Here is a 22,287-nt window from a genome sequence, read left to right as displayed (position 1 = left end):
AATAGCAGGTGAAGTGTAAAGCACCGCTGCGGCGGACCGTTTTGCTTTCCGACGTACAAATGTTTTCGATGGAGCGAGTAATCGCAGCCTCAGCCTCAGTCCCAGGACGTTGCAACTATAGTCTGCCTAGGGGCACGCTCTTCAGCTAACTTTTGCCAAGAAGAGCACTTGGTAAAAGTAGATCTTCAGATGATGCTGATCCCTCAGGAGTCAAAACGGTCCGCCTCCGCTAGTAAGGTGTTCTATTCGTGGAATAGTTGAACAAATAAAAGGTAGATCAGACAGAAGAGATTTTTTGTTGTGCATAGTAAAATGATCAGCAATAATTTCTTTCTGTGCAAGAAAGCTATTCCTCATGTTAACTATCCATGCTGTTTTGATTTCGAACTGCTAAACCAACCTTTTACAATAATGGAATGATCGTGTCATCAAGCGATAGATATACTATTTCGTCCACCCCAACAGAATGTTATCTCTTTCATTCGCTGTAGAATCTATCTAAGCGGAGTGGTTGACCGGAGCGGGAGCTATACACTATCATTCGTTCAAAAAAGCACAATAATGAAGAGCACGTTCATCTGGAAATAGCAAGATATATATATGTTTATTCTTAGATGTGAAAGTTGAGTTATTATAAAATTAGTGTAATAATCATAGATACTTACATAACTGTTTATACTATAAGAAAGTATATTGGTGTTTACATTTAGATGAATTTTTTTTACACTGAGAAAGAGCCATGTAAAGAAAAAATAAAAAATAAAATAAGGGGTGAATGTATGACAGCAAACAATTTAAAGATGCCGCTGTTGCCTTTACGAGGACTAATCGTATTTCCATCGATGGTTTTACACCTTGACGTTGGCAGAGAAAAATCTATTGCTTCTTTGGAACAAGCTATGTTAGCTGATCAATACATATTTTTAGCTTCACAAAAGAAAATGAATTCAGATGACCCAAGTTCTTCTGACATATATAGCATAGGAACCGTTGCAAAAATTAAACAGATTACAAAGTTGCCAAATGAAACACAAAGGGTACTGGTTGAAGGTTTTTATCGGGCAGAGGTCATTCGATATTTAGAAGAAGAAGAACATTTTACTGTTGAGGTAGAAGAAAAAGAAGAGATTATTGGAGATGCATATGAGATAGAAGCGTTAATGCGTACATTACTCGAACAATTCCAACAATACATAAAAGTTTCCCGGAAATTAACAGAAGAGACATTTGAAACCGTTGGAGATATTGATAATCCAGGACGTTTAGCAGATATGATTACGTCACATCTCTCTTTAAAGTTAAATGATAAGCAAGACATATTAGAATGTTTTGATGTGACAGAAAGAATACATAAACTCTTAGATATTATTGCTGATGAAAGAAAAATTCTATCGATTGAAAAGAAAATTGGACAAAAGATTAAAACATCAATGGAGAAGACCCAAAAAGAGTATTATTTAAGAGAGCAATTAAAAGTGATACAAAAGGAGTTAGGTGACCGTGATGGCAGAAGTGGTGATTTAGAACAGCTGCGGACAAAAATTGAACAATCCGATATGCCCGAAAGAATTACCAATGTCGCCATGAAGGAATTAGGTCGTTATGAAAAAGTACCGCAGTCATCAGCAGAAAGTTCAGTTATCCGGAATTATATCGAATGGCTTATTGCTCTACCTTGGGAAACGAAAACAAAAGATAATATTCAAATGAAAAAAGCAGAAAAAGTCTTAAATGAGGACCATTATGGATTAGAAAAAGTAAAGGAACGCATTTTAGAATATTTAGCTGTTCAAAAGCTTACGAACACGATAAAAGGACCGATTTTATGTTTAGTTGGCCCACCTGGTGTAGGGAAGACCTCGTTAGCGAAATCTATCGCTGATGCAATCGACCGGAAGTTTGTCCGTATTTCTTTGGGCGGTGTTCGAGATGAAGCAGAAATCCGTGGTCACCGCCGGACTTATATCGGAGCAATGCCAGGCAGAATCATGCAAGGGATGCGGCGTGCAGAAACGGTTAATCCAGTCTTTTTATTGGACGAAATTGAGAAAATGTCAAATGATTTTCGGGGGGATCCCTCTTCAGCGATGCTGGAAGTGTTAGATCCAGAGCAAAATCATAATTTTAGTGATCATTATATTGAAGAGACCTATGATCTATCCAATGTTTTATTTATTGCTACAGCAAATAATGTTAATACCATACCGGAGCCGTTACTTGACCGGATGGAATTAATTTCTATCCCGGGCTATACAGAAGTTGAAAAATTGCATATTGCTAAACGTCATCTGTTGCCAAAACAAATTAAAGAAAATGGACTGACAAAGAGTAAAGTTCAAATTCGTGAGTCAGCAATCATGAAATTAATCCGGACATATACAAGAGAAGCAGGAGTTCGTACTTTGGAAAGACAAATTGCAACGCTTTGTCGTAAAGCAGCTAAAGAATTGGTTTCTGACGAAAATAAGAACCGTATTGTAATTACCGAACGCGTTGTTGAAGAATATCTTGGCAAGCCAATGTATCGCTATGGAATGATTGAAGAGGAAAATCAAATTGGTGCTGCTACGGGTCTTGCTTATACAACGGCTGGTGGAGATATTTTATCGATTGAAGTAACGCATTACCCAGGGAAAGGGAATCTAAAGCTTACCGGTAAACTTGGCGGAGTAATGCAGGAATCAGCACAGGCTGCATTCAGCTACGTACGATCCCGTACAAAACAGTTGAATATTGAAACTGATTTCTATGAGAAATATGATATCCATATTCATGTTCCTGCTGGTGCAACGCCAAAAGACGGCCCTTCAGCCGGGATCACGATTGCAACCGCACTTGTATCCTCCTTAACCGGTCGTGCCATCAAAAGAGAAGTAGGGATGACTGGAGAAATTACACTTCGTGGCCGAGTATTGCCTATTGGCGGGTTAAAAGAAAAAGCATTGAGTGCTCACCGGGCCGGACTGACAACAATTATTATACCTGAAGAAAATGAAAAAGATATTGAGACTATTCCGGAAAGTGTCCGGGGAGGCCTTGAGTTTATACCAGTGAGCCATTTAGATGAAGTATTAGAGATTGCATTAGTAAAGGAGGGCGAGCCAGATGAAAGTTAATCAAGCAGAAATTGTTATCAGTGCTGTCAGCGAGAATCAATATCCACAAGAACAATATCCTGAGTTTGCGCTGGCAGGCCGCTCGAATGTTGGAAAGTCTTCCTTAATTAACAAACTAATTAACAGGAAAAACTTAGCAAGAACTTCTTCTAAACCCGGAAAAACACAAACATTAAATTTCTACCTAATTAATGAATCTCTTTATTTTGTCGATGTTCCTGGATACGGGTATGCACAAGTATCCAAGAAGGAGCGGGCAAAATGGGGCGGCATGATGGAGCAATATTTTAAAAATAGAGAACCGCTTCGAGCTGTTATTTTGATTACTGATTTGCGACATGAACCAACAGACGATGATATCCAAATGTATGATTATTTGAAGTTTTTTGAGCTTCCGGTAATCGTAATTGGAACGAAACTGGATAAAATTCCAAAAACAAAACAACACAAGCATATTAAGCGTTCCAAGAAAGTACTTGAAATGGACCCCAATGATATTTTTATTCCTTTTTCAGCAGAAACCGGAGAGGGAAAAGATGCAGTCTGGGGAGCAATAAAATCTTTTATCGCAGATTAACTGGCTGTGAAATCCAAGTTTCAAGAATAGAATATATTACGCATGATAACTTGTTAATAGAAATGCTACTTTATGTAAAAAGATAATCAAAAGGATACGGTTATAGAAGCAAAAGCTTCAACCGTATCCTTTATTTGCGTTTGAGCATAATAATACCTAACAGAATAAGAAGAATTGGCCAAAAACGTTCTAAAAATGAAACAATTGGTTCGATCCAGCTTGTGTATATGGAAAGCTGGTCTGAAAAAAGAAATAGCAATCCTAACAGGACAGTGAAAATACCTAAGAAAAATCCTTTTTTTGTTTTGGTATAGCGGATTATAAAAGCAAGACCTATAATAATAAAATATACCGACCAGTCATCTACCCAAAAAGAATAATGTTTGATACCATGTAGATGAATACCAATTCCAAAAAGTAATGTACCTATAAATAAATTTTGATATGCTTTTGTTGTATAGCTGTGAATAATAACTCCTAGACCAATCACAATCAGAAAAGATTGCCATGAATAAAGATCGACAAAAAATGGAATCCGGAGCTCTCGTAATAAAAGGAAAATGCCGATTCCGATACACAGATAAGCTAGTAATGAATGCTTTCTTTTCATAAAAATTCTCCTTCCATGCTTGTTATTTTACACAATTTTAAACTGCTATGTAATAGATAAAGTTTTTAAATTTAAATGTATTCTACACTCGCTTTTAACTAGCACAAGAATATGTGGGCATCGACTTTCGTTTCCAATGTAGGCACTTTGATCAAAGGTCCTTGATATCGCTTGTTTTTCTGATATTTTTCTATGGCGTAAAAAAGCGAGTTCCTTGCTATAAAGGGTTAGTTATGTTACATTACAGTCGGTATAAGTTGTTGCAACGGGCATTTTTTTAGCTGGAATGAATCATTCTATCATACATATTTATATGATACGTGCAAATTGTTTCAGATTCTGTTCACATTTTAGCACGAAAAGCATTTCATGACATGTTATAATAATTATTAGTTAATAATAATAAAAAGTAAGAATCAATTTATCATAATGGGGGTAGTACGGTGCATATTTTAAAGGTTGGGTTTAATTACAAAACAACCCCTGTAGAAATTAGGGAAAAATTCACATTTAATGAGGAGAAATTGTCAGAAGCGATGATTGCATTGAAGAGTCAGAAGAGCATTCTTGAAAATGTAATTGTTTCAACATGCAATCGGACGGAAGTATATGCAGTAGTTGACCAGCTTCATACTGGCAGATACTATATTAAACAGTTTTTAGCAGATTGGTTTGGAGAGGAGAAAGAAACCTTTTCCACATACCTGCAAATTACAGAGGATGACGGTGCAATTGAACATCTATTCCGCGTGACAACCGGGCTTGACTCTATGGTGCTTGGAGAAACTCAAATTCTAGGCCAGCTAAAACAAGCATTTTCAAAAGGACAGTTGATAAATACAACAGGAACTATTTTTAATGAGCTGTTTAAACAAGCTATCACATTCGGGAAACGGATGCACAAGGAGACAGGTATTGGAGAACATGCTGTCTCTATCAGCTATGCAGCTGTTGAATTAGCAAAGGAAAAGTTCGGAGATTTAAGTGATAAGCATGTAGTTATTTTAGGCGCTGGAAAAATGGGTGAATTGGCAGCGAAAAATATTCAAGGTGCTGGAGTGAAAAAAATTACTGTCGTTAATCGAACGCAAGAAAAAGCAAAAATGATGGCAGATAAATTTGAAGCTGAGGTTGCCGGGATGGATGAATTATCTTCCGTATTAGAAACGGCTGATATTTTAATCAGCTCTACCGGTTCAGAATCAGTTGTTTTATCCAAAGAAGATATTGAGAAAGTGCAAAATAAACGACAGGATAAAGCATTATTCCTAGTAGACATTGCAGTGCCACGGGATATTGATCCAGAGATTGCTGAGGTAAATCAGGTTGCTTTATTTGATATCGATCACCTGCAGAATATTGTAGATGAGCATTTAGAGTCTCGAAAAGCAGCGGCAGAACAAATTGAATTATCCTTGGAAGAAGAAATTGTTCAATTTAAAGAATGGATGAAAACCTTAGGCGTTATTCCGGTTATATCTGCGCTTAGACATAAAGCATTATCTATTCAGTCTGAAACAATGAAAAGTATTGAACGGAAAATACCAAGCTTAACGGATCGTGAAAAAAAAGTGCTTAGTAAGCATACGAAAAGTATTATTAATCAGTTGCTGAAAGAGCCGATCACGCAGGCGAAGGAATTGGCAGGTACGGAACAGGCAGATGAGGCTTTGCAATTATTTATTGATATTTTTGGGATTGAAAATGAAGTAACAGAAGAATTTGCAAAACAGATGAAAAAGAATGATACATCTAGCTATATTACGCAGCAAGAAGAAGGCTCTTCATTTAAAGTCGTTGAGCGTGTGACTACTGCATAATAAGGCAAGCAGTCTTTACAATCATTCACATCCAACCAGAAGGTCATGTAATTACTTTCTGGTTGATTTTTATTGTACGTACGGAAAGTTTAAAGAATTCAAGGAATAAAGTACGATGGACACGTTGTCCTGGTACCCGGGCTGTGTGACCGTTCTTAGTCGATGAAAGTGCCGCAGTTTTAAGAGGGCAAATAATAGTAAAAGCTCTTCGGTGGGGCGAGTAATCGTAGTCGCAGTCCAAGCCAAGGTATTCAAAAATGCCAAGTTTACCTTATAAAAGAAGGAAGAAAACTGTAAAAGTCGAGGAGGAAACATCATGCGAAAAATAATTGTTGGTTCCAGAAAAAGTAATTTAGCAATGACACAAACGAAATGGGTTATCGATCAGTTGAAAAAAGCTGGCGTAGAAAACGAATTTGAGATTAAAAAAATTGTTACAAAGGGAGATCAAATTCTTGATGTAACCTTATCGAAGGTTGGCGGAAAAGGTCTATTCGTGAAAGAAATTGAAAACGCGATGTTTGACAAAGAAATTGATTTTGCCGTTCACAGTATGAAAGATATGCCTTCCTCTTTACCGGAAGGATTAGAAATTTCTTCCATTCCAGACAGGGAAGATCACCGCGATGCTTATCTTGCCAAAAATAATGTGAAATTAGCAGATCTTAAAGAAGGTTCGATCGTCGGTACGAGCAGCTTGCGGAGAGGGGCACAAATTCTTGCGGCCAGACCGGATTTGGAGATTAAATGGATTCGGGGTAATGTGGAAACACGTATCCGTAAATTAAATGAAGAAGATTATGACGCCATTATTCTAGCTGTATCCGGCTTGAAGCGTGTCGGTTTAAGTGAGGATCTGATTACAGAATATTTGGATCCTGAAATTTGTGTACCTGCTGTCGGACAAGGGGCGCTGGCAATCGAAAGCCGTGCAGACGATTTGGAATTAAAGGAGATCGTCCAAAAAATTCACGATGAATATACAGCTAGAACCGTATTAGCTGAACGTACTTTCTTACAATTATTAGAAGGAGGCTGTCAAGTACCTATTGGCGGCTATGCTTATTTAGATGGAGAAGAAATTATATTAGTTTCATTAGTAGGCACACCAGATGGAAAAACTATTTTAAAAGAAGTTGTTCGTGGAAACGATCCTGTTCAAGTTGGAACAGAGGCTGCTGAAATATTAATGAAACAGGGTGCGAAGGAAATTGTGGACCGCGTTAAAGAGGAGATGGAGTAATCATGGGAAAGTCGCTTAACGGGGAACGTATTTTAATTACGAGAGAAGCGACAAAAGCTGGCGAAATGGCGGAAAAAGTCACGAAGCTGGGTGGAAGTCCGATCGTTGTCCCGATGATTGAAATAAATTTTGATGAAAGCCTTGAGAATCAGACCATAATAGAGCGGCTTTCCGATTTCAGCTGGGTTCTCATTACGAGTGCTAATGGAGTTCACGGCTTTTTCCAGCTGCTCAATAAGCATCATATACAACTCCCCCAAGCACTAAACATTGGGGTTGTCGGAAAGAAAACAGAAGGGATATTGGAGACGTATGGTTATACGGCTTCCTTTGTCCCGGAAACTTTTGATGCGCTGACAATGACAGATGAATTTTTTTCCCGTTATAAACGAGACAAACCTGTCCTGTTAATTCGAGGAAACCTATCTCGGCCAACATTGCCAGAAAAACTGCAAGAAGCACAAATTCCTTTTGAAACATTGGAAGTATATGAGACAATGTACTCTACAGAATCGAAAGCAGTGCTTAATCAAGTACTTCCAACCATAAATTATATAACGTTTACAAGCCCGTCAACTGTTGACGCGTTTATAGCATTAGCAAAATATGTTCCAGACAAGGCAGCTTATATTTGTATCGGTAGAACGACAGAAGAAAAAGCACAAGAATTAGGGGTTCCTAATTTATATACTTCTACACCGTATACTACAGATGCGATGTTGGATTTAATTGTAAAGATAGCAAATGAAAGGAAGATAAATCATGAGTGAATTCACATTTGACAGACATCGACGTTTGCGTTCATCGGTTTCGATGCGCGCCCTCGTTCAAGAAACACACTTACGGGCAACGGATTTTATTTATCCGATATTCGTTATCGAAGGAGAGGATATCCGAAATGAAGTTCCTTCGATGCCAGGAGTTTATCAGGTTTCTTTTGATCATTTATTAGAAGAGGTGGAAGACGCATTTCAATTAGGCATCCGTTCTCTTATTTTATTTGGTGTTGTTGAAGCAAAAGATGAAATCGGATCAGAGGCTTTTCATGATCACGGAATTATCCAGGAAGCCACAAGAATGGTGAAAACCGCATATCCGGAAATGCTGGTTGTTGCCGACACCTGCTTATGCGAATATACATCACATGGACACTGTGGTGTCATTGAAAATGGAGACGTAGCGAATGACGCTTCACTAGAATTATTAGCGAAGACAGCTGTTTCGCAAGCGAAAGCAGGTGCTGATATTATTGCACCTTCTAATATGATGGACGGTTTTGTGACAGTTATCCGCCATGCTTTAGATGAAGAAGGCTTTCACCATATTCCGATTATGTCCTATGCGGTAAAATATGCATCCGCTTATTATGGTCCTTTCCGTGATGCAGCAGATAGCACACCACAATTTGGCGACCGGAAAACGTATCAGATGAACCCTGCCAACCGGTTAGAGGCTATTCGGGAAGCGAAATCGGATATTAAAGAAGGCGCCGATTTCTTAATAGTTAAACCAAGCCTGTCTTACATGGATGTGATGCGTGAAGTAAAAGATCGTTTTGATGTTCCTGTTGTGGCATACAATGTCAGCGGAGAGTATTCCATGATAAAAGCGGCTGCTTTAAACGGCTGGATTGATGAGAAAAAACTGGTTACCGAAACCCTGTTATCCATGAAACGTGCAGGTGCAGACTTAATTATTACCTATTTTGCAAAAGATGTGGCAAAATGGTTGCAGGAAGACAATTAAAAGGAGGATATGCATGGTAAATACCAAGTCAGTAGACGCTTATAAAGAAGCAGTAGATTTAATGCCTGGCGGGGTGAACTCTCCAGTACGTGCATTTAAATCAGTAGGCTTAGATCCAATTTTTATGGAAAAGGGGAAAGGATCTAAAATTACCGATATTGATGGCAACACGTATATTGATTATGTATTGAGCTGGGGCCCGTTAATTTTAGGTCATGCAGATGAACGTGTAACCGAAAGCTTAAAAGAAGTTGTAGAGAAAGGGACAAGCTTCGGTGCCCCTTCATTATTAGAAAATAAATTGGCAAAACTCGTTATTGATCGTGTACCATCGATTGAAATGGTCAGAATGGTGAACTCTGGAACAGAAGCCACGATGAGTGCAATTCGCTTGGCGCGCGGTTATACAAATAGAGACTTGATTCTTAAATTTGAAGGCAGCTATCACGGGCATGGCGATTCTTTGTTGATTAAAGCCGGCTCCGGTGTGGCAACACTTGGTCTTCCAGATAGCCCAGGAGTACCAGAAAATATCGCTAAAAATACGATCACCGTTCCTTACAATGATGAGGAAAGCCTGAAACTTGCTTTTGAACATTATGGAGACAAAATCGCAGCTGTGATTATGGAACCTGTATGTGGAAATATGGGCGTTGTCCCTCCAAAAGAAGGCTTTTTACAATCTGTTCGTAAAATTACTGAACAACATGGTTCCCTGCTTATCTTTGACGAGGTAATGTCAGGCTTCCGTGTCGGCTATTATAGTGCACAAGGCCATTTTGATGTAACGCCGGATTTAACTTGTCTGGGTAAAGTTATCGGCGGTGGTCTTCCTGTGGGTGCATACGGCGGGAAACGTGAAATTATTGAACAAATTGCACCGACTGGTCCGATTTATCAAGCTGGAACATTATCGGGTAATCCTTTGGCAATGACAGCAGGCTATGAATCCTTAGTATCCTTGACAGAAGCATCTTATGAAGAAATTAATAAGAAAGTGGATAAGCTTACAGAAGGATTCCGCGAGGCAGCTGACAAATATGATATTCCGCTTCATATCAATCGTGCCGGTTCAATGGTTGGTGTATTTTTCACCGATCAAGAAGTCGTCAATTTTGAAACGGCGCAATCATCTAATTTAGATTACTTTGCACAATATTACCGCGCGATGATTGAAGAAGGCATATTTTTACCGCCATCTCAATTTGAGGGATTATTCTTATCTGCTGCACATACCGATGAGGATATTGAAAAAACAATTGAAGCAGTGTATACTGCTTTTTCTAAGATTGAAAAATAATAACTATTTTAATAAAAGAGAAATCCATGCGGGTTTCTCTTTTTTTACTGACAGAATATTATTTTCCTAAAATTTCAGGCGAGGTGGTCATATAATGATGCTGTTTCAAAATAATAAGCTAACCGTTCGTGAATTGGAAAGAGAGGATAATTATTTACTGGCAAAGTGGCTTTCTGATCCGGCGGTTCTTCGATTTTACGATGGGAGAGATAATCCATTTGATTTAGAAAAAGTGAATGAAAAATTTTATCCGCCTCAAGATAATATAGTTAGATGTATTATAGTATTTGAAGGTATTGAAATCGGATACATTCAATATTATTTATTAAATGAAAATACAAGAAAAAAGTATGGTTATTTAAATGATAAAAATGTTATGTATGGAATGGATCAGTTCATAGGAGAAACGCAATATTGGAATAAAGGTATTGGTAAAGTCCTCATCAAGGCCATGGTTGATTATTTAATCATTAAGAAACACGTAACAAAAATTGTTATGGACCCTCAAGTCTGGAATAAGAGAGCGATTCGCTGTTACGAGAAATGTGGTTTTAAGAAGATTTCATTACTCCCTAATCATGAACTGCATGAGGGTGAGTATCGGGATTGCTGGTTAATGGAATACCAGCCAGGAACTTAATTAATTTTAACGACCCAATGCATAGATATTACGATGTATTACCTATAAAACTCTCACTGAATAAAGTTTCATTTTATGAAAAATCTGCAGCCCCAAAATGTATGGATGCTGCAGGCTTTTTGTTTCCTGCAATCTAATCTTTCATCTTAGCATATTCCACTGTCTGCAAACATATAAATGATAACGAATGATTCGCATCTGGACTGTTTGCGAGAGGAGGAATACATTTGTCAGTAGATTCTAATTCATTTGTTTTTGATCTGGAAGAATCCCTGTTTTTTGAAAAAGGACAGGAAGTAGAAGAAATTAGAGGAATTTCCATTGAACCAGAAATAACAATCGAATCATTGGATAACTATATTTCTATTCGCGGTGCTATTGAGCTTCAAGGAGAGTATCAAAGAGTAAATGCTGATGAGGAAGAGGAAGAGATTTTTGACTTTGACCAGATTCAAGCAAAGCGTTATGTCGAAAGTATCCGAGAGGTGAATGGACTTTATGTATTTACACATAAATTTCCGGTAGATATATCTGTACCCCCTCATCGGGTGGAAAATTTAGAGGATGTAACGGTACAAATTGAGACATTTGATTATGATTTATTAGGACCAGATAGTTTAAAAGTTTCTGCTGTAGTTGAAATTCAAGGAATCTTAGAGGATGAAGCATATCGTCCAGAGGAAGAGAATGAGGAGTTCGCGGAGGAGGAACAGGAACAAGTAGGGGAAACTTTTTCATTTGAAATAGAACATCCGGAAGAAATGTTAGCACGAAATGAACAAACGACGTCAAAAGAACAAACGGAAACAGAAGAGCAGGTAGAGGATGATCCCGATCGATGGAAAATAAAATCGCAACCACTCTCTGAGTATTTTCAGTCTCTTACAGAATTACAGGGTTCAGAGGAACAAACAGAGGATGAAGATCAAGCAGAAGAGGAATTAGAAATTGTTGAGGAAAATGAGGCAGTAGAAAATGTAGAAGAAACAGAGGAAGAATCAGGCTGGGATGTGACAGAGGAAACAGAGCTCATTGATTATATAGAGGATACAGTCTATTCAGATGCTCCCCGCGAAGAAGTGATTATAGAAGCTGTAGAACCGGAAAAAGAGCGAATAGAAAGTGATTCTATTTTATCTGAAATTTTTCGGGAAGCAGATGAGAATCATTATGCCAGAATGCGGCTATGTATTGTCCAGGAAAACGATACGATTGATACCATAGCTGAACGCTTTGCAATCAGCCCGCTTCAGTTAATTAAACATAACCAATTAGATGCTGATTATGAAGTTAACGAAGGACAGTTGCTTTATATCCCGTTAAAGCAATAAATAAATAGCCTGCACAAATAATGAATAAAATTATTTGTGTGGGAGCTTTACATAATATAACTTTTAATACCTTCATTCTGTAAAAGAATTAGAAAAACGCCAATTCTCTATATGCGAGTAAATTCAAGGCTTTCTAAATAAGAGGTGACATGTGATGAATATTTGGAAAAAGGTTCTAGAAGCATATCATATCTATCCTGTCAGTATTGAGAAACAGACAGAACGGGTGGTCAAGGTATTTGATGGGATGCAAGAATATGCATTAAAGCGCAGTTTTTTAACAGAACAGACAATAGAGAATTGGCAGCATGTCTACCACCTTGCCCGTGAAAAAAATGTAACAGAAATTTTACCTGTGTATTTGACCCGGAATAATACATTTTTTCATAAGGAAGAGAATTTTTATTATTATTTAACGCCTTGGATCGATTCTCCAGAAGTTACCGATCCGGCGTATGATATAGAGAGGACGCTGCAGACACTCGCTCAGATTCATAAAAAGACAAGACAAACCAGCCGGATAAAATCAGATCGTATGAAAGCGTCATTTCAAGGTTTTGAAAATTTTTGCAAGCAGTCTTTAGATCAGCTCCATGTACGTGTTACTGATTACGAAAGCAGAAAGTATATGTCGCCATTTGAACTTCTTTATTGCACACATTATAAAGGGGTTTGTCATGCTGTTGGATTGCTACAAGATAAATTGGAACAAATTTATGGCGAGGAAGAAGCGGAGATTTTATGGTCGACCAGTTTATGCCATCAGCGTGTCGATCATACGCATTCCAAAGGCGGTTATTTAATTAATTGGGAATCAGGAGGTATGGAGCACCCGGCACGTGATTTATCACATTATTTCCGGAGTTTGACAGGTGCTTATAACCAACCGGAGAAAACTATACAGCAGGCATTTACGGTCTATCAAAAAACAAATCATCTGACTGTGAAGGAAATGCATCTTGTTTCTGTTTATTTACTAAATCCGTCTTCCTATTTAAGCGTACTTAAAAATTATACAGATCGCCGCACAAAGAAATCAATGGTTAATCAGGTGAAGGAATTACAGCAGCAATTCCGCCGTTTAGAATTTGCGATGAACTGGGTAGAATTTGTACAAGAAACATATGAGTTGAAGGAAGAACAGCCAGATTAAATCCATTGCAAATAAAAAGCAATAACCAGACCAATCAATATGGCAAGAATTAAAATATCAATTGTTGTCGGGATGAAAAGCGTCCGGATGAGCTGAAATATCATAATTGGTGTAACAACTGTCTCCGCAACAAAGATACATTTTCTTGCCCATGGCGGAAGCCGGTAACGATAAAAACGGGACATATTTTTCTCCTCCTGTTTAGTTGAATAAGGTTAAAATGATGGAAAGTGATATATTATGTTATGTATAAACTTCTAAAAAGTGTGTCAATAATATAGATACACTTTTTTATATAAACTGGACAAACACCCATTTATCAGTAAATGTTAGAGAATGTAGTTGACGTTCTTTAGAGGAACAGATAAAATAAATATTACTAGGAAAACATACGGATACGTTGAAGGGAAGTAGTAAAGAATAAACGCTCTTAGAGAGGGAAATCATGTGGTGAAAATTTCCCGGGAAGGTTGTTCTTGAAGTCGTCTCTGATGTAGAGTCTCTGAAAAAGGAAGTAGGAGATTCCGGTTGTCAGCCGTTATCCATGACCTTGAGTGTGCTTACGTAAGCTGTAACAGCTTTTATTTATAAGCAAACAAAGGTGGTACCACGGAAATATACCTTTTCGTCCTTTATTATAAGGATGAAAAGGTTTTTTTGGTTTTCCGGAAAAGTTTTTGTTACATGAATAAAGGAGGTTTTTAACATGTCAGATGAAAAAAATCAGCTTCCTCCTAAATACAACCCGCAAGAAGTGGAAGCAGGAAGATATCAATTTTGGTTAGATGGTAAATTTTTTGAAGCGAAAGATGATCCTGAAAAGGAACCTTATTCGATTGTTATTCCGCCGCCAAACGTAACAGGGCGGCTGCATTTAGGGCATGCATGGGATACAACGATGCAGGATACGATTACGCGTATGAAGCGTATGCAGGGGTATGATGTACTTTGGTTACCTGGAATGGACCATGCAGGGATTGCGACGCAGGCAAAAGTAGAGGCAAAGTTGAAAGAACAGGGAACGAGCCGTTATGAACTTGGACGCGAAAAGTTCCTGGAAACTGCATGGGAGTGGAAAGAGGAATACGCCGATTTTATCCGTTCGCAGTGGGAGAAGCTTGGACTTGGTTTGGATTATTCCCGTGAACGTTTTACGTTAGACGACGGTTTGTCGGATGCGGTTCGTGAGGTATTTGTCCGTCTTTACGAAAAAGGATTGATTTATCGCGGAGAATATATTATTAACTGGGATCCTTCCACGCAAACAGCGCTATCTGATATCGAGGTTATTTATGAAGAAATCCCGGGTAAATTTTATCATATGCGTTATCCAATCAAAGACAGTGATGAAACGATTGAGATTGCCACAACCCGTCCGGAAACCATGCTCGGGGATACCGCAGTAGCTGTTCATCCAAAAGATGAGCGCTATCAGCATTTGATCGGCAAAACGGTTATTCTGCCGATTGTAGGAAGAGAAATGGAAATAGTTGCCGATGATTATGTAGATATGGAACTTGGATCCGGAGCAGTAAAAATAACACCTGCCCATGATCCGAATGACTTTGAAATCGGCAACCGCCATGACTTAGAGCGTGTACTGGTAATGCATGAAGATGGCACCATGAACGAAAATGCCGGCAAATATCAGGGGTTAGACCGTTTTGAATGCCGGAAGCAGCTTGTTAAAGATCTGCAAGAGCAGGGCGTGCTGTTTGAAATCGAAGAACGTCCGCATCAAGTTGGGCATTCGGAGAGAAGCGGCGCAGTTGTTGAGCCTTACTTGTCCACACAATGGTTTGTCAACATGGGACCACTGGCAGAATCAGCTTTAAAAATGCAGGATTCGCCGGAGGAAAAAGTAAACTTTGTGCCGGAGCGGTTTGAAAAAACGTATTTCAACTGGATGGATAATATCCGTGACTGGTGTATTTCCAGGCAACTATGGTGGGGCCACCGGATTCCGGCCTGGTATCATAAAGAAACAGGAGAAATCTATGTAGGTAAAGAAGCCCCTGCTGATATGGAAAATTGGGAGCAGGATGAAGATGTTTTGGACACTTGGTTCTCATCCGCTTTATGGCCGTTTTCTACCATGGGCTGGCCCAATGAAGAATCTGCTGACCTGAAACGTTATTTCCCTACGAATGTGTTAGTAACAGGCTATGATATTATTTTCTTCTGGGTATCCCGGATGATTTTCCAATCCAAAGAATTTATGGATGAACGTCCATTTGAGGATACGTTGCTGCATGGTTTGATCCGTGACGCAGAAGGAAGAAAAATGAGTAAATCCTTAGGAAATGGTGTAGATCCGATGGATGTTATTGATAAATATGGTGCAGATTCATTGCGTTATTTCTTAATGACTGGATCCACACCTGGTCAGGATTTGCGTTTCCATTGGGAGAGAATTGAGTCTACCTGGAATTTTGCCAATAAAGTATGGAATGCGTCCCGTTTTTCTCTGATGAATATGGAAGGTTTTACGCATGAGGATATTGATTTAACGGGAGATTTAACCGTTGCAGACAGATGGATTTTATCCCGCTTGAATGAAACGATTGATCATGTAACACGAAATGCGGATAAATATGAATTCGGAGAAGCAGGAAGACATCTCTATAACTTTATCTGGGATGAATTTTGTGATTGGTATATTGAAATGGCGAAACTGACGTTATATGGCGAGGATGAAGCTAAGAAAAAGACAACACGTTCTGTTTTGGCACATGTTTTAGATCAGACAATGCGTATGCTGCATCCATTTATGCCATTTATCACAGAGGAAATCTGGCAGCAGCTGCCGCATGAAGGAGCTTCTATTACCGTCAGTGAATGGCCCAAAGTAAATCCGGCCTTTGATGATAAAAAAGCAGTATCGGAAATGCAGCGCTTAGTTGCTATTATCAAATCGGTACGTAACAGCCGTGCAGAAGTGGATACGCCGATGTCTAAGCAGATTGAGATGCTTATTTCGGCAGAAAATGAAGCACTTGTGCAGGAATTAGAGAAGAACCGGGAGTATTTAGAACGTTTCTGTAATCCGAGTTCCCTGCAGATTGCCACAGGTATCGAAGCGCCGGATAAAGCAATGACTTCTGTTGTCACCGGAGCGGAAATCTTCCTGCCTTTAGAAGGTTTAATTGATTTTGATAAAGAAATCGCACGCTTGGAAAATGAACTTGCCAAATGGGACAAAGAAGTGGAAAGAGTGCAGAAAAAACTTTCGAATCAAGGCTTTATCAGCAAAGCGCCGGAAGCATTGGTGGAAGAAGAAAAGCAGAAAGAAAAAGATTATCTGGATAAACAGGCGAAAGTAAAAGCCCGTTTGGCAGAGCTAAAACAGTAATTAAAAAATGCTATGAGACAATCTCTCATAGCATTTTTTCTTTTATATACGTTACATATTTTTCTAATATATTGATATCGCTGAGCATACTTAATGCACGTGAGCCGACCGCATCTTCCACTTCATTAAAAATGAATTCTCCGTCAGAGCTGAACATAAAATCAATCCCGACCAGCCCGAAATCATAAGCGTCTATTATCTTTTGAACGGTTCTTTTTTCTGTTTTATTTAATGTATATAAAGATGCCTTACCTCCCAGGGAATAATTTGCCCGAAAGTCATTGGCGTTCTCGCGTAAAACAGCTGCGATGATATCTTTGCCAATCACAAAGACCCGTAAGTCCTTGCCCGGCTGTATATTTTTTGGAGATTGTACTACAAAGGTTTCCGTGGTGCTTTGACAGTACGCTTCCCACTCTTTTTGATGATCGAGCATGACAACTTGATCTCCTCCTTTTCCTGCTGCTGTTTTAGCAACAAAAGGGAAATCCAGAGGCGGGGAGGAAGGAGTCAAATTTGCCGGAAAGTAATACGTTTCCGGAACAGAAATGCCCAGCTGCTGGACAGCAAGGTAGCCATAGGCTTTATGATTAAATGTTTCTGAAATAATAGGCTTATTAAATACGGCTAACCCCATTTGCTCCAGCTGTTTATTCAAGAGTGGATCGATCGTCCGCACGACAGCAAAGTCAGCAGTTATTTCTTCTCCATTTGCATAGATAACCGGTTTATTATGATGAATACCGATAGAAATATCTTCTCTGCGTAATAAGACCAGATCGATAGATTGTTTTCTGGCTTCAGAGATAAACCAGTCAATATAACTTTTATTTCTGATAGAATCAGATGTTGTATAAATCAGCCAGCCTTTCATCGGGAAAGCTCCTTTTTTATATAGGTTATCATGTCATCAGCAGCGTTGATTCCGGTACATTCGTATAGATTGCGGATATGTGCATTGGCATTTATTTCACAAACCAGCAGCTCCTCATTTGGTCCAAACAATAAATCCACACCGGAAAAATCAGCTCCAATTGCTTTTGCTGCATTCACAGCCAACTTTTCTGTTTTGTCATCAAGAGCAAACGGCAACATTTTCCCCCCGTTTGTTACATTCGCACGGAAATCTTTGTTATTTTGTCGTTCGACAGCAGTTACAGCTTTCTCACCGACTACCTGCACACGAATATCCCGTCCCTTGCTCTCCGCTATATAACGCTGGAATACAAACGGACGTTGTTCCATCATCGGAATAATATTTGTTAATTCCTCATGGTTGGAAATGAAATGAACCTGCTCCCCAAAGGAACCGAACGCTTCTTTAACTATAAGAGGAATTCCGAGAGACTCCGTTACTTTCTGTAAATAAGCAGGAGGCAGGTTTCCTCCATGATACTTTTTCGGAGCGATGATTGTTTCAGGAATAGGAATCTGCTGCTGGCTAAGCATTTGATACGTGTAAATTTTATCATCACTGATTTCAATCGTACGTGATGAATTAAATACACGAACACCGAGCTGCTCCAGCTGTCTTGCTATATAAATATCTTTGTCTATAAAAAAAGCAAAATCAGGCAGCTTATCATTATTTGCGATAGATGACACCATGCCATTTTTCGGGCATAATAAAGTTAAAACCGCATCATTTTTTAAACAGACTGTTTGGATATTTTGTTTTTCTGCAGCTTCTGCAATCATATTTGCATAGTCCAGAAATTTATCTGTTGCGATGCTTCCATTAATAATAATCCAACCTGTATAATTCAAATTAGAACATCCTTTCTCTTTACGGTAAAACGGGATTTAACAACGGACGTGATAAATCCGGTGAAACCAAGCAGGAAATGAAGTGTTTGTTTTCCCATTCCCGTAAAATAATTCTTTCGTATGTAATAGGAAGGGATTACGGACAATCATACTGTGATACTCAGTATACGACGAATAAGTGAAGGAGGAAAGAGAGATGAATACAGACATCCATGATTTTTTTGAAAAACGTCAGCGGCTTGGTGTGCAGCCGGGCTTGGATCGAATAGAGTCCCTGTTAGATGCTTTAGATCATCCAGAGAAAAAATTTACATCTATTCATATTGCAGGCACGAACGGAAAGGGATCCACTGGAGCTTTTCTGCAAGCTGCATTAAGAGCAAACCGTTATCAAGTAGGGACTTTTACATCACCGAGTTTAAGTGGCTTGACTGGCTTTATTCTTCATAACGGAGAATCAATTTCAGAAGATGTATTCACGGAGCTATTTCAAGAAATGGAGCCGGTGATCGAAGAAATGGATAATCAAGGCAGGCATCCGAGCCATTTTGAAATTATAACGGCATTGGCATTTTTATATTTTTCTAAAAATGTTGATATAGCCATTATAGAAGCTGGTATGGGTGGGAGGGACGATACCACCAATGTGATTCAACCTGTCTTATCAATTATTACCACGGTTTCTAAAGACCATACCGCCTTTTTAGGAAATACAATCACAGAGATAGCTTCGCATAAAGCAGGAATTATTAAATCTCGTACCCCGATTATAACTGGGGTAGAAGGAGAGGGACTAATTCCAATTATCAATGAAGCAAATAAAAAAAGAGCTGTTTTATACCGATTTGGGATGGATTTTACGATAAAAGATGTTCAAATTGATGAATTTGAATGGAAAAACCTTGGCTCGCGCTACCGTATTAAACTTCAGACAATTGGTTTACATCAGCATCAGAATGCTTCTGTTGCGATACAAGCTATAAAAGTGTTGAAAAATAGATTCGGCCATCTGGATATGCGAATTTCCATCGAAGCAATTCAAAAGGTAATGATACCGGGAAGAATGGAAAAAATCCATGATAATCCGTTTATTTTAGTGGACGGTGCTCATAACGAAGCAGGGATGAAGGCTTTTATAAAAACAGTGAGAGCAATCTATCCAAGAAGGAAAGTGCTTGTGCTGTTTGCTGCTTTTAAAGATAAAGATATAGAAGAAATGCAAAAACAACTAGCAGATGTTTTTCCGAATTTATATACCACATCTTTTGATCATCCCCGGGCAGCAGCGTTGACAGATTATCCATTAAAAGGAGAAAATGAGTTCGTTGAGGACTGGCAAGCATGGATAGAAGATAAAATAAAAACGTCAAAGGTTCCAATCTTGATTACTGGTTCCTTCCATTTTATTAATTTAATCCGTTCTTTTATTGATTTTTCCAAGAAGATAGACATAGACACTGAAACAGACGATCTTCTATAAGAAATTTGTAGAACGATTATCATAGGAAATGTCATGATTCGCCTTACTTTTTACAAGAGCTGTGCTAGAGTGAAACAAAACTAGCATGGAGGGCCGGATTAATGACAAAACATAAACCGCATATCGCAAAAGACTCAAAAGGTACTTGGACATATAAGGTCCATACATCCTCCAAAGGAGATAGTGCAGAAAGAGAATCAGCAGCATCGCTTGAAAATGAACAAGAAGAAATTGACTTTACGACGCTTAAGCCTGTTAAAAGTACGAATAAGGATAAACTAAAAAGAAACCCTATATGGAAAGCGATATTAATTAGTGGATTAAGTGCCATTTTTGTTGGTTCGACTATAGGATTCTTTCTTTTTCGGATGTTTGTACAAGTTGATACACCGACAAGTGCTGAGAATTCATCGCAAACGACACCAGCAGTATCACAAACAGAAAAAGAGGAAACAAGTTTAGATTTCGTTTCGACATCACTTGATTCATTAGAAACATATATAATTCAAGCAGGTATTTTTTCAGATCAAGAGAATGCCGGCCCATTAATTGACACCTTGTCAAGTTTAGGTATCTCAACTGTATTTTTTGAAAGAGAAGAGGAATTTTATTTGATGGCAGGAGTCGCATCATCTGAGGATACAGCACAAGCTCTTGCAGACTCCCTTTCTGACGGTCAAGCAGAACTTTATGTGAAGGAATGGAGTACCCAAACAAACGAAATAGAATTGACAGAAGCGGAAAGTGAATGGATAACAATGTTTCAAGCTTTCTTTGATGAGCAGATTCAGCAAACAGATTTAACTCAGCCAATTGCAGATGAAGAAATCACTGCTTTGGTGGACAAGGCCCCGGACGAAGTGAATAAGGTAGATGAACTGATAACCAGCTTAACAGAAATGCAGGGTGAACCTGCTGCTTATCAATTGTTGAGTTGGATGAAGGTTTATGACGAATTATCATAAAAATGCTCATACTTACTCTAATAATCACCTTAGATAGTAAGTTTTCTAAGGTGACTATTAGGTATCCTAAGCTTATGAAAACAAAAAATAGTAATTTTACGTAAAATTGATTTTTATCATGTTAAACACTTCATGAATGAGCAATTTCTTACTAGAAAAAATTAATTATAACTTGTTAGATCTTATTAAAAATGGGATTTTTTCAAGTTGTAGAAAAAGCGTGGTATCTCTATGATATAAATAAACGAAAGGTGAGATACCATGGGAAAGCCAATTTTTATACGAGATTTACCAACAGAAGATAGACCAAGAGAGCGCCTGTTAAAACATGGTGCTGATAAGCTGAGCAATCAGGAAATTCTTTCTATTTTAATTGGCAGCGGCTCTAAAAATGATCCAGTTCAACTACTTGCAGATCGTATTCTTATGCATTTTGAAGGTATAAAATTATTAAGAGATGCTACCGTAGAAGAATTAATAGCGATTAAAGGGATCGGAACTGCAAAAAGTTTGAATATACTGGCTGCCATTGAGCTCGGAAAAAGAATTAGCAGTTATAAAGCTGTAGATGTCTATATTATTCGGTCTCCAGAAGACGGAGCCAATTATGTTATGGAAGAGATGCGCAATTTAGCGCAGGAGCATTTTGTAGCTCTTTTTTTAAATACCAAAAATCAAATCATTCATCGGCAAACTCTTTTTATTGGTTCTTTAAACGCTTCGATTGTCCATCCTCGGGAACTATTTCGTGAAGCTGTAAAACGATCTGCTGCCTCTGTGTTAGTTTGCCATAATCATCCCTCTGGTGACCCGACCCCATCTCAAGAAGATATTCTTATCACGAAGCGCCTTGTTGAATCAGGTAAAATAATTGGAATTGAGGTTATTGATCATTTAGTTATTGGAAATGAACGTTTTGTTTCATTAAAACAAAAAGGATACTTATAAATACTATCTATTTTAGAGTTTTTTTCGTATAATTATATATGGAATTAATTTTCAGCGCCATTTTTCGAGGAGATGTAAAAGTGGCGCTTCTTAGAATTGTATAAACAAAACTTGGCTGGTAAAAAGATGTATTCTGTAGCTATAATATATGCTGATATAAAATGAAACTTTATACTGCGCGAGTTTTACAAGCGGTTATTCGTAATAAAGAAGCATGGAGAAAATACTTATTGATGTGC

18 protein-coding genes and 1 other annotated feature are annotated in these 22,287 nt (G+C 38.3%); of the genes, 14 read left to right on the top strand and 4 right to left on the bottom strand.

The window, feature by feature from the left end:
* The first annotated feature begins 779 nt into the window (after window positions 1-779).
* Entirely contained in the window at window positions 780-3,116 is a 2,337-nt protein-coding gene (lon, locus tag BN986_RS15495) for an endopeptidase La (RefSeq protein ID WP_040981710.1), read from the top strand.
* Window positions 3,106-3,693: a ribosome biogenesis GTP-binding protein YihA/YsxC gene (yihA, locus tag BN986_RS15490; protein ID WP_040981708.1), complete on the top strand. Its 588-nt coding sequence runs from the start codon at window positions 3,106-3,108 to the stop codon at window positions 3,691-3,693. Before lon ends, yihA begins: the two co-directional genes overlap by 11 nt.
* Window positions 3,694-3,823: 130 nt before the next feature.
* Here the strand turns inward: yihA and BN986_RS15485 are convergent, their stop codons facing one another.
* Window positions 3,824-4,303: a LiaF transmembrane domain-containing protein gene (locus tag BN986_RS15485; protein ID WP_040981706.1), complete on the bottom strand. Its 480-nt coding sequence runs from the start codon at window positions 4,301-4,303 to the stop codon at window positions 3,824-3,826.
* A gap of 443 nt (window positions 4,304-4,746) precedes the next feature.
* Between BN986_RS15485 and hemA the strand changes: the two genes are divergently transcribed.
* The 8 genes from hemA (at window position 4,747) to ysxE (ending at window position 13,536) form a co-directional block, all read left to right on the top strand.
* Entirely contained in the window at window positions 4,747-6,123 is a 1,377-nt protein-coding gene (gene hemA / locus BN986_RS15480; RefSeq protein WP_040981704.1) for a glutamyl-tRNA reductase, read from the top strand.
* Window positions 6,124-6,439: 316 nt separating this feature from the next.
* Window positions 6,440-7,366, top strand: coding sequence for a hydroxymethylbilane synthase (gene hemC, locus BN986_RS15475; protein WP_040981702.1), 927 nt, complete (start codon window positions 6,440-6,442; stop codon window positions 7,364-7,366).
* Between the two features lie 2 nt (window positions 7,367-7,368).
* Window positions 7,369-8,136: a uroporphyrinogen-III synthase gene (locus tag BN986_RS15470; protein WP_040981700.1), complete on the top strand. Its 768-nt coding sequence runs from the start codon at window positions 7,369-7,371 to the stop codon at window positions 8,134-8,136.
* Window positions 8,129-9,112 (top strand): porphobilinogen synthase, encoded by a 984-nt coding sequence (gene hemB / locus BN986_RS15465; RefSeq protein WP_040981698.1) that lies wholly within the window; start codon window positions 8,129-8,131, stop codon window positions 9,110-9,112. Before BN986_RS15470 ends, hemB begins: the two co-directional genes overlap by 8 nt.
* Before the next feature lie 13 nt (window positions 9,113-9,125).
* The gene (gene hemL / locus BN986_RS15460; protein WP_040981696.1) at window positions 9,126-10,412 is read left to right on the top strand and encodes a glutamate-1-semialdehyde 2,1-aminomutase; all 1,287 of its coding nucleotides are present in this window, start codon (window positions 9,126-9,128) and stop codon (window positions 10,410-10,412) included.
* Between the two features lie 97 nt (window positions 10,413-10,509).
* The gene (locus tag BN986_RS15455) at window positions 10,510-11,052 is read left to right on the top strand and encodes a GNAT family N-acetyltransferase (RefSeq protein WP_074435704.1); all 543 of its coding nucleotides are present in this window, start codon (window positions 10,510-10,512) and stop codon (window positions 11,050-11,052) included.
* A 227-nt stretch (window positions 11,053-11,279) separates the two neighbouring features.
* The gene (spoVID, locus tag BN986_RS15450) at window positions 11,280-12,383 is read left to right on the top strand and encodes a stage VI sporulation protein D (protein ID WP_040981692.1); all 1,104 of its coding nucleotides are present in this window, start codon (window positions 11,280-11,282) and stop codon (window positions 12,381-12,383) included.
* 154 nt (window positions 12,384-12,537) lie between these two features.
* On the top strand, window positions 12,538-13,536 hold the full coding sequence (ysxE, locus tag BN986_RS15445) for a spore coat protein YsxE (protein WP_040981690.1): 999 nt from the start codon (window positions 12,538-12,540) through the stop codon (window positions 13,534-13,536).
* Here ysxE and BN986_RS15440 read toward each other — a convergent pair.
* On the bottom strand, window positions 13,533-13,721 hold the full coding sequence (locus tag BN986_RS15440; protein ID WP_040981688.1) for a hypothetical protein: 189 nt from the start codon (window positions 13,719-13,721) through the stop codon (window positions 13,533-13,535). The two genes, ysxE and BN986_RS15440, sit on opposite strands and share 4 nt — an antisense overlap.
* Window positions 13,722-13,927: 206 nt before the next feature.
* Window positions 13,928-14,172, top strand: a binding site (T-box leader).
* A 70-nt stretch (window positions 14,173-14,242) separates the two neighbouring features.
* Between BN986_RS15440 and BN986_RS15435 the strand changes: the two genes are divergently transcribed.
* Window positions 14,243-16,888 (top strand): valine--tRNA ligase, encoded by a 2,646-nt coding sequence (locus tag BN986_RS15435; protein ID WP_040981686.1) that lies wholly within the window; start codon window positions 14,243-14,245, stop codon window positions 16,886-16,888.
* 25 nt (window positions 16,889-16,913) lie between these two features.
* On the opposite strand, the gene BN986_RS15430 is transcribed toward BN986_RS15435, so the two are convergent.
* Both BN986_RS15430 and BN986_RS15425 read right to left on the bottom strand, forming a co-directional pair.
* Window positions 16,914-17,762 carry an ATP-grasp domain-containing protein gene (locus BN986_RS15430; protein WP_040981684.1) on the bottom strand — a complete coding sequence of 283 codons (849 nt, stop codon included), beginning with the start codon at window positions 17,760-17,762 and terminating at the stop codon, window positions 16,914-16,916.
* Window positions 17,759-18,655, bottom strand: coding sequence for an ATP-grasp domain-containing protein (locus tag BN986_RS15425; protein WP_040981682.1), 897 nt, complete (start codon window positions 18,653-18,655; stop codon window positions 17,759-17,761). Before BN986_RS15425 ends, BN986_RS15430 begins: the two co-directional genes overlap by 4 nt.
* Window positions 18,656-18,851: 196 nt before the next feature.
* Here BN986_RS15425 and BN986_RS15420 point away from each other — a divergent pair, with 196 nt between their 5' ends.
* The 3 genes from BN986_RS15420 to radC all read left to right on the top strand — a co-directional run bounded on the left by BN986_RS15420 (window position 18,852) and on the right by radC (window position 22,048).
* The gene (locus BN986_RS15420; protein ID WP_040981680.1) at window positions 18,852-20,135 is read left to right on the top strand and encodes a bifunctional folylpolyglutamate synthase/dihydrofolate synthase; all 1,284 of its coding nucleotides are present in this window, start codon (window positions 18,852-18,854) and stop codon (window positions 20,133-20,135) included.
* 101 nt (window positions 20,136-20,236) lie between these two features.
* Window positions 20,237-21,100: an SPOR domain-containing protein gene (locus BN986_RS15415; RefSeq protein WP_040981678.1), complete on the top strand. Its 864-nt coding sequence runs from the start codon at window positions 20,237-20,239 to the stop codon at window positions 21,098-21,100.
* Between the two features lie 261 nt (window positions 21,101-21,361).
* The gene (gene radC / locus BN986_RS15410; protein ID WP_040981676.1) at window positions 21,362-22,048 is read left to right on the top strand and encodes a RadC family protein; all 687 of its coding nucleotides are present in this window, start codon (window positions 21,362-21,364) and stop codon (window positions 22,046-22,048) included.
* The last annotated feature ends 239 nt before the right edge of the window (window positions 22,049-22,287 follow it).

Origin of the sequence: Oceanobacillus jeddahensis (assembly GCF_000750635.1) — a bacterium.
In the GTDB taxonomy this organism is placed as follows: Bacteria; Bacillota; Bacilli; order Bacillales; family Amphibacillaceae; genus Oceanobacillus; species Oceanobacillus jeddahense.
The sequence above is the reverse complement of the archived record's forward strand: the minus strand, read 5'-3'. Positions and strand labels throughout refer to the sequence as shown.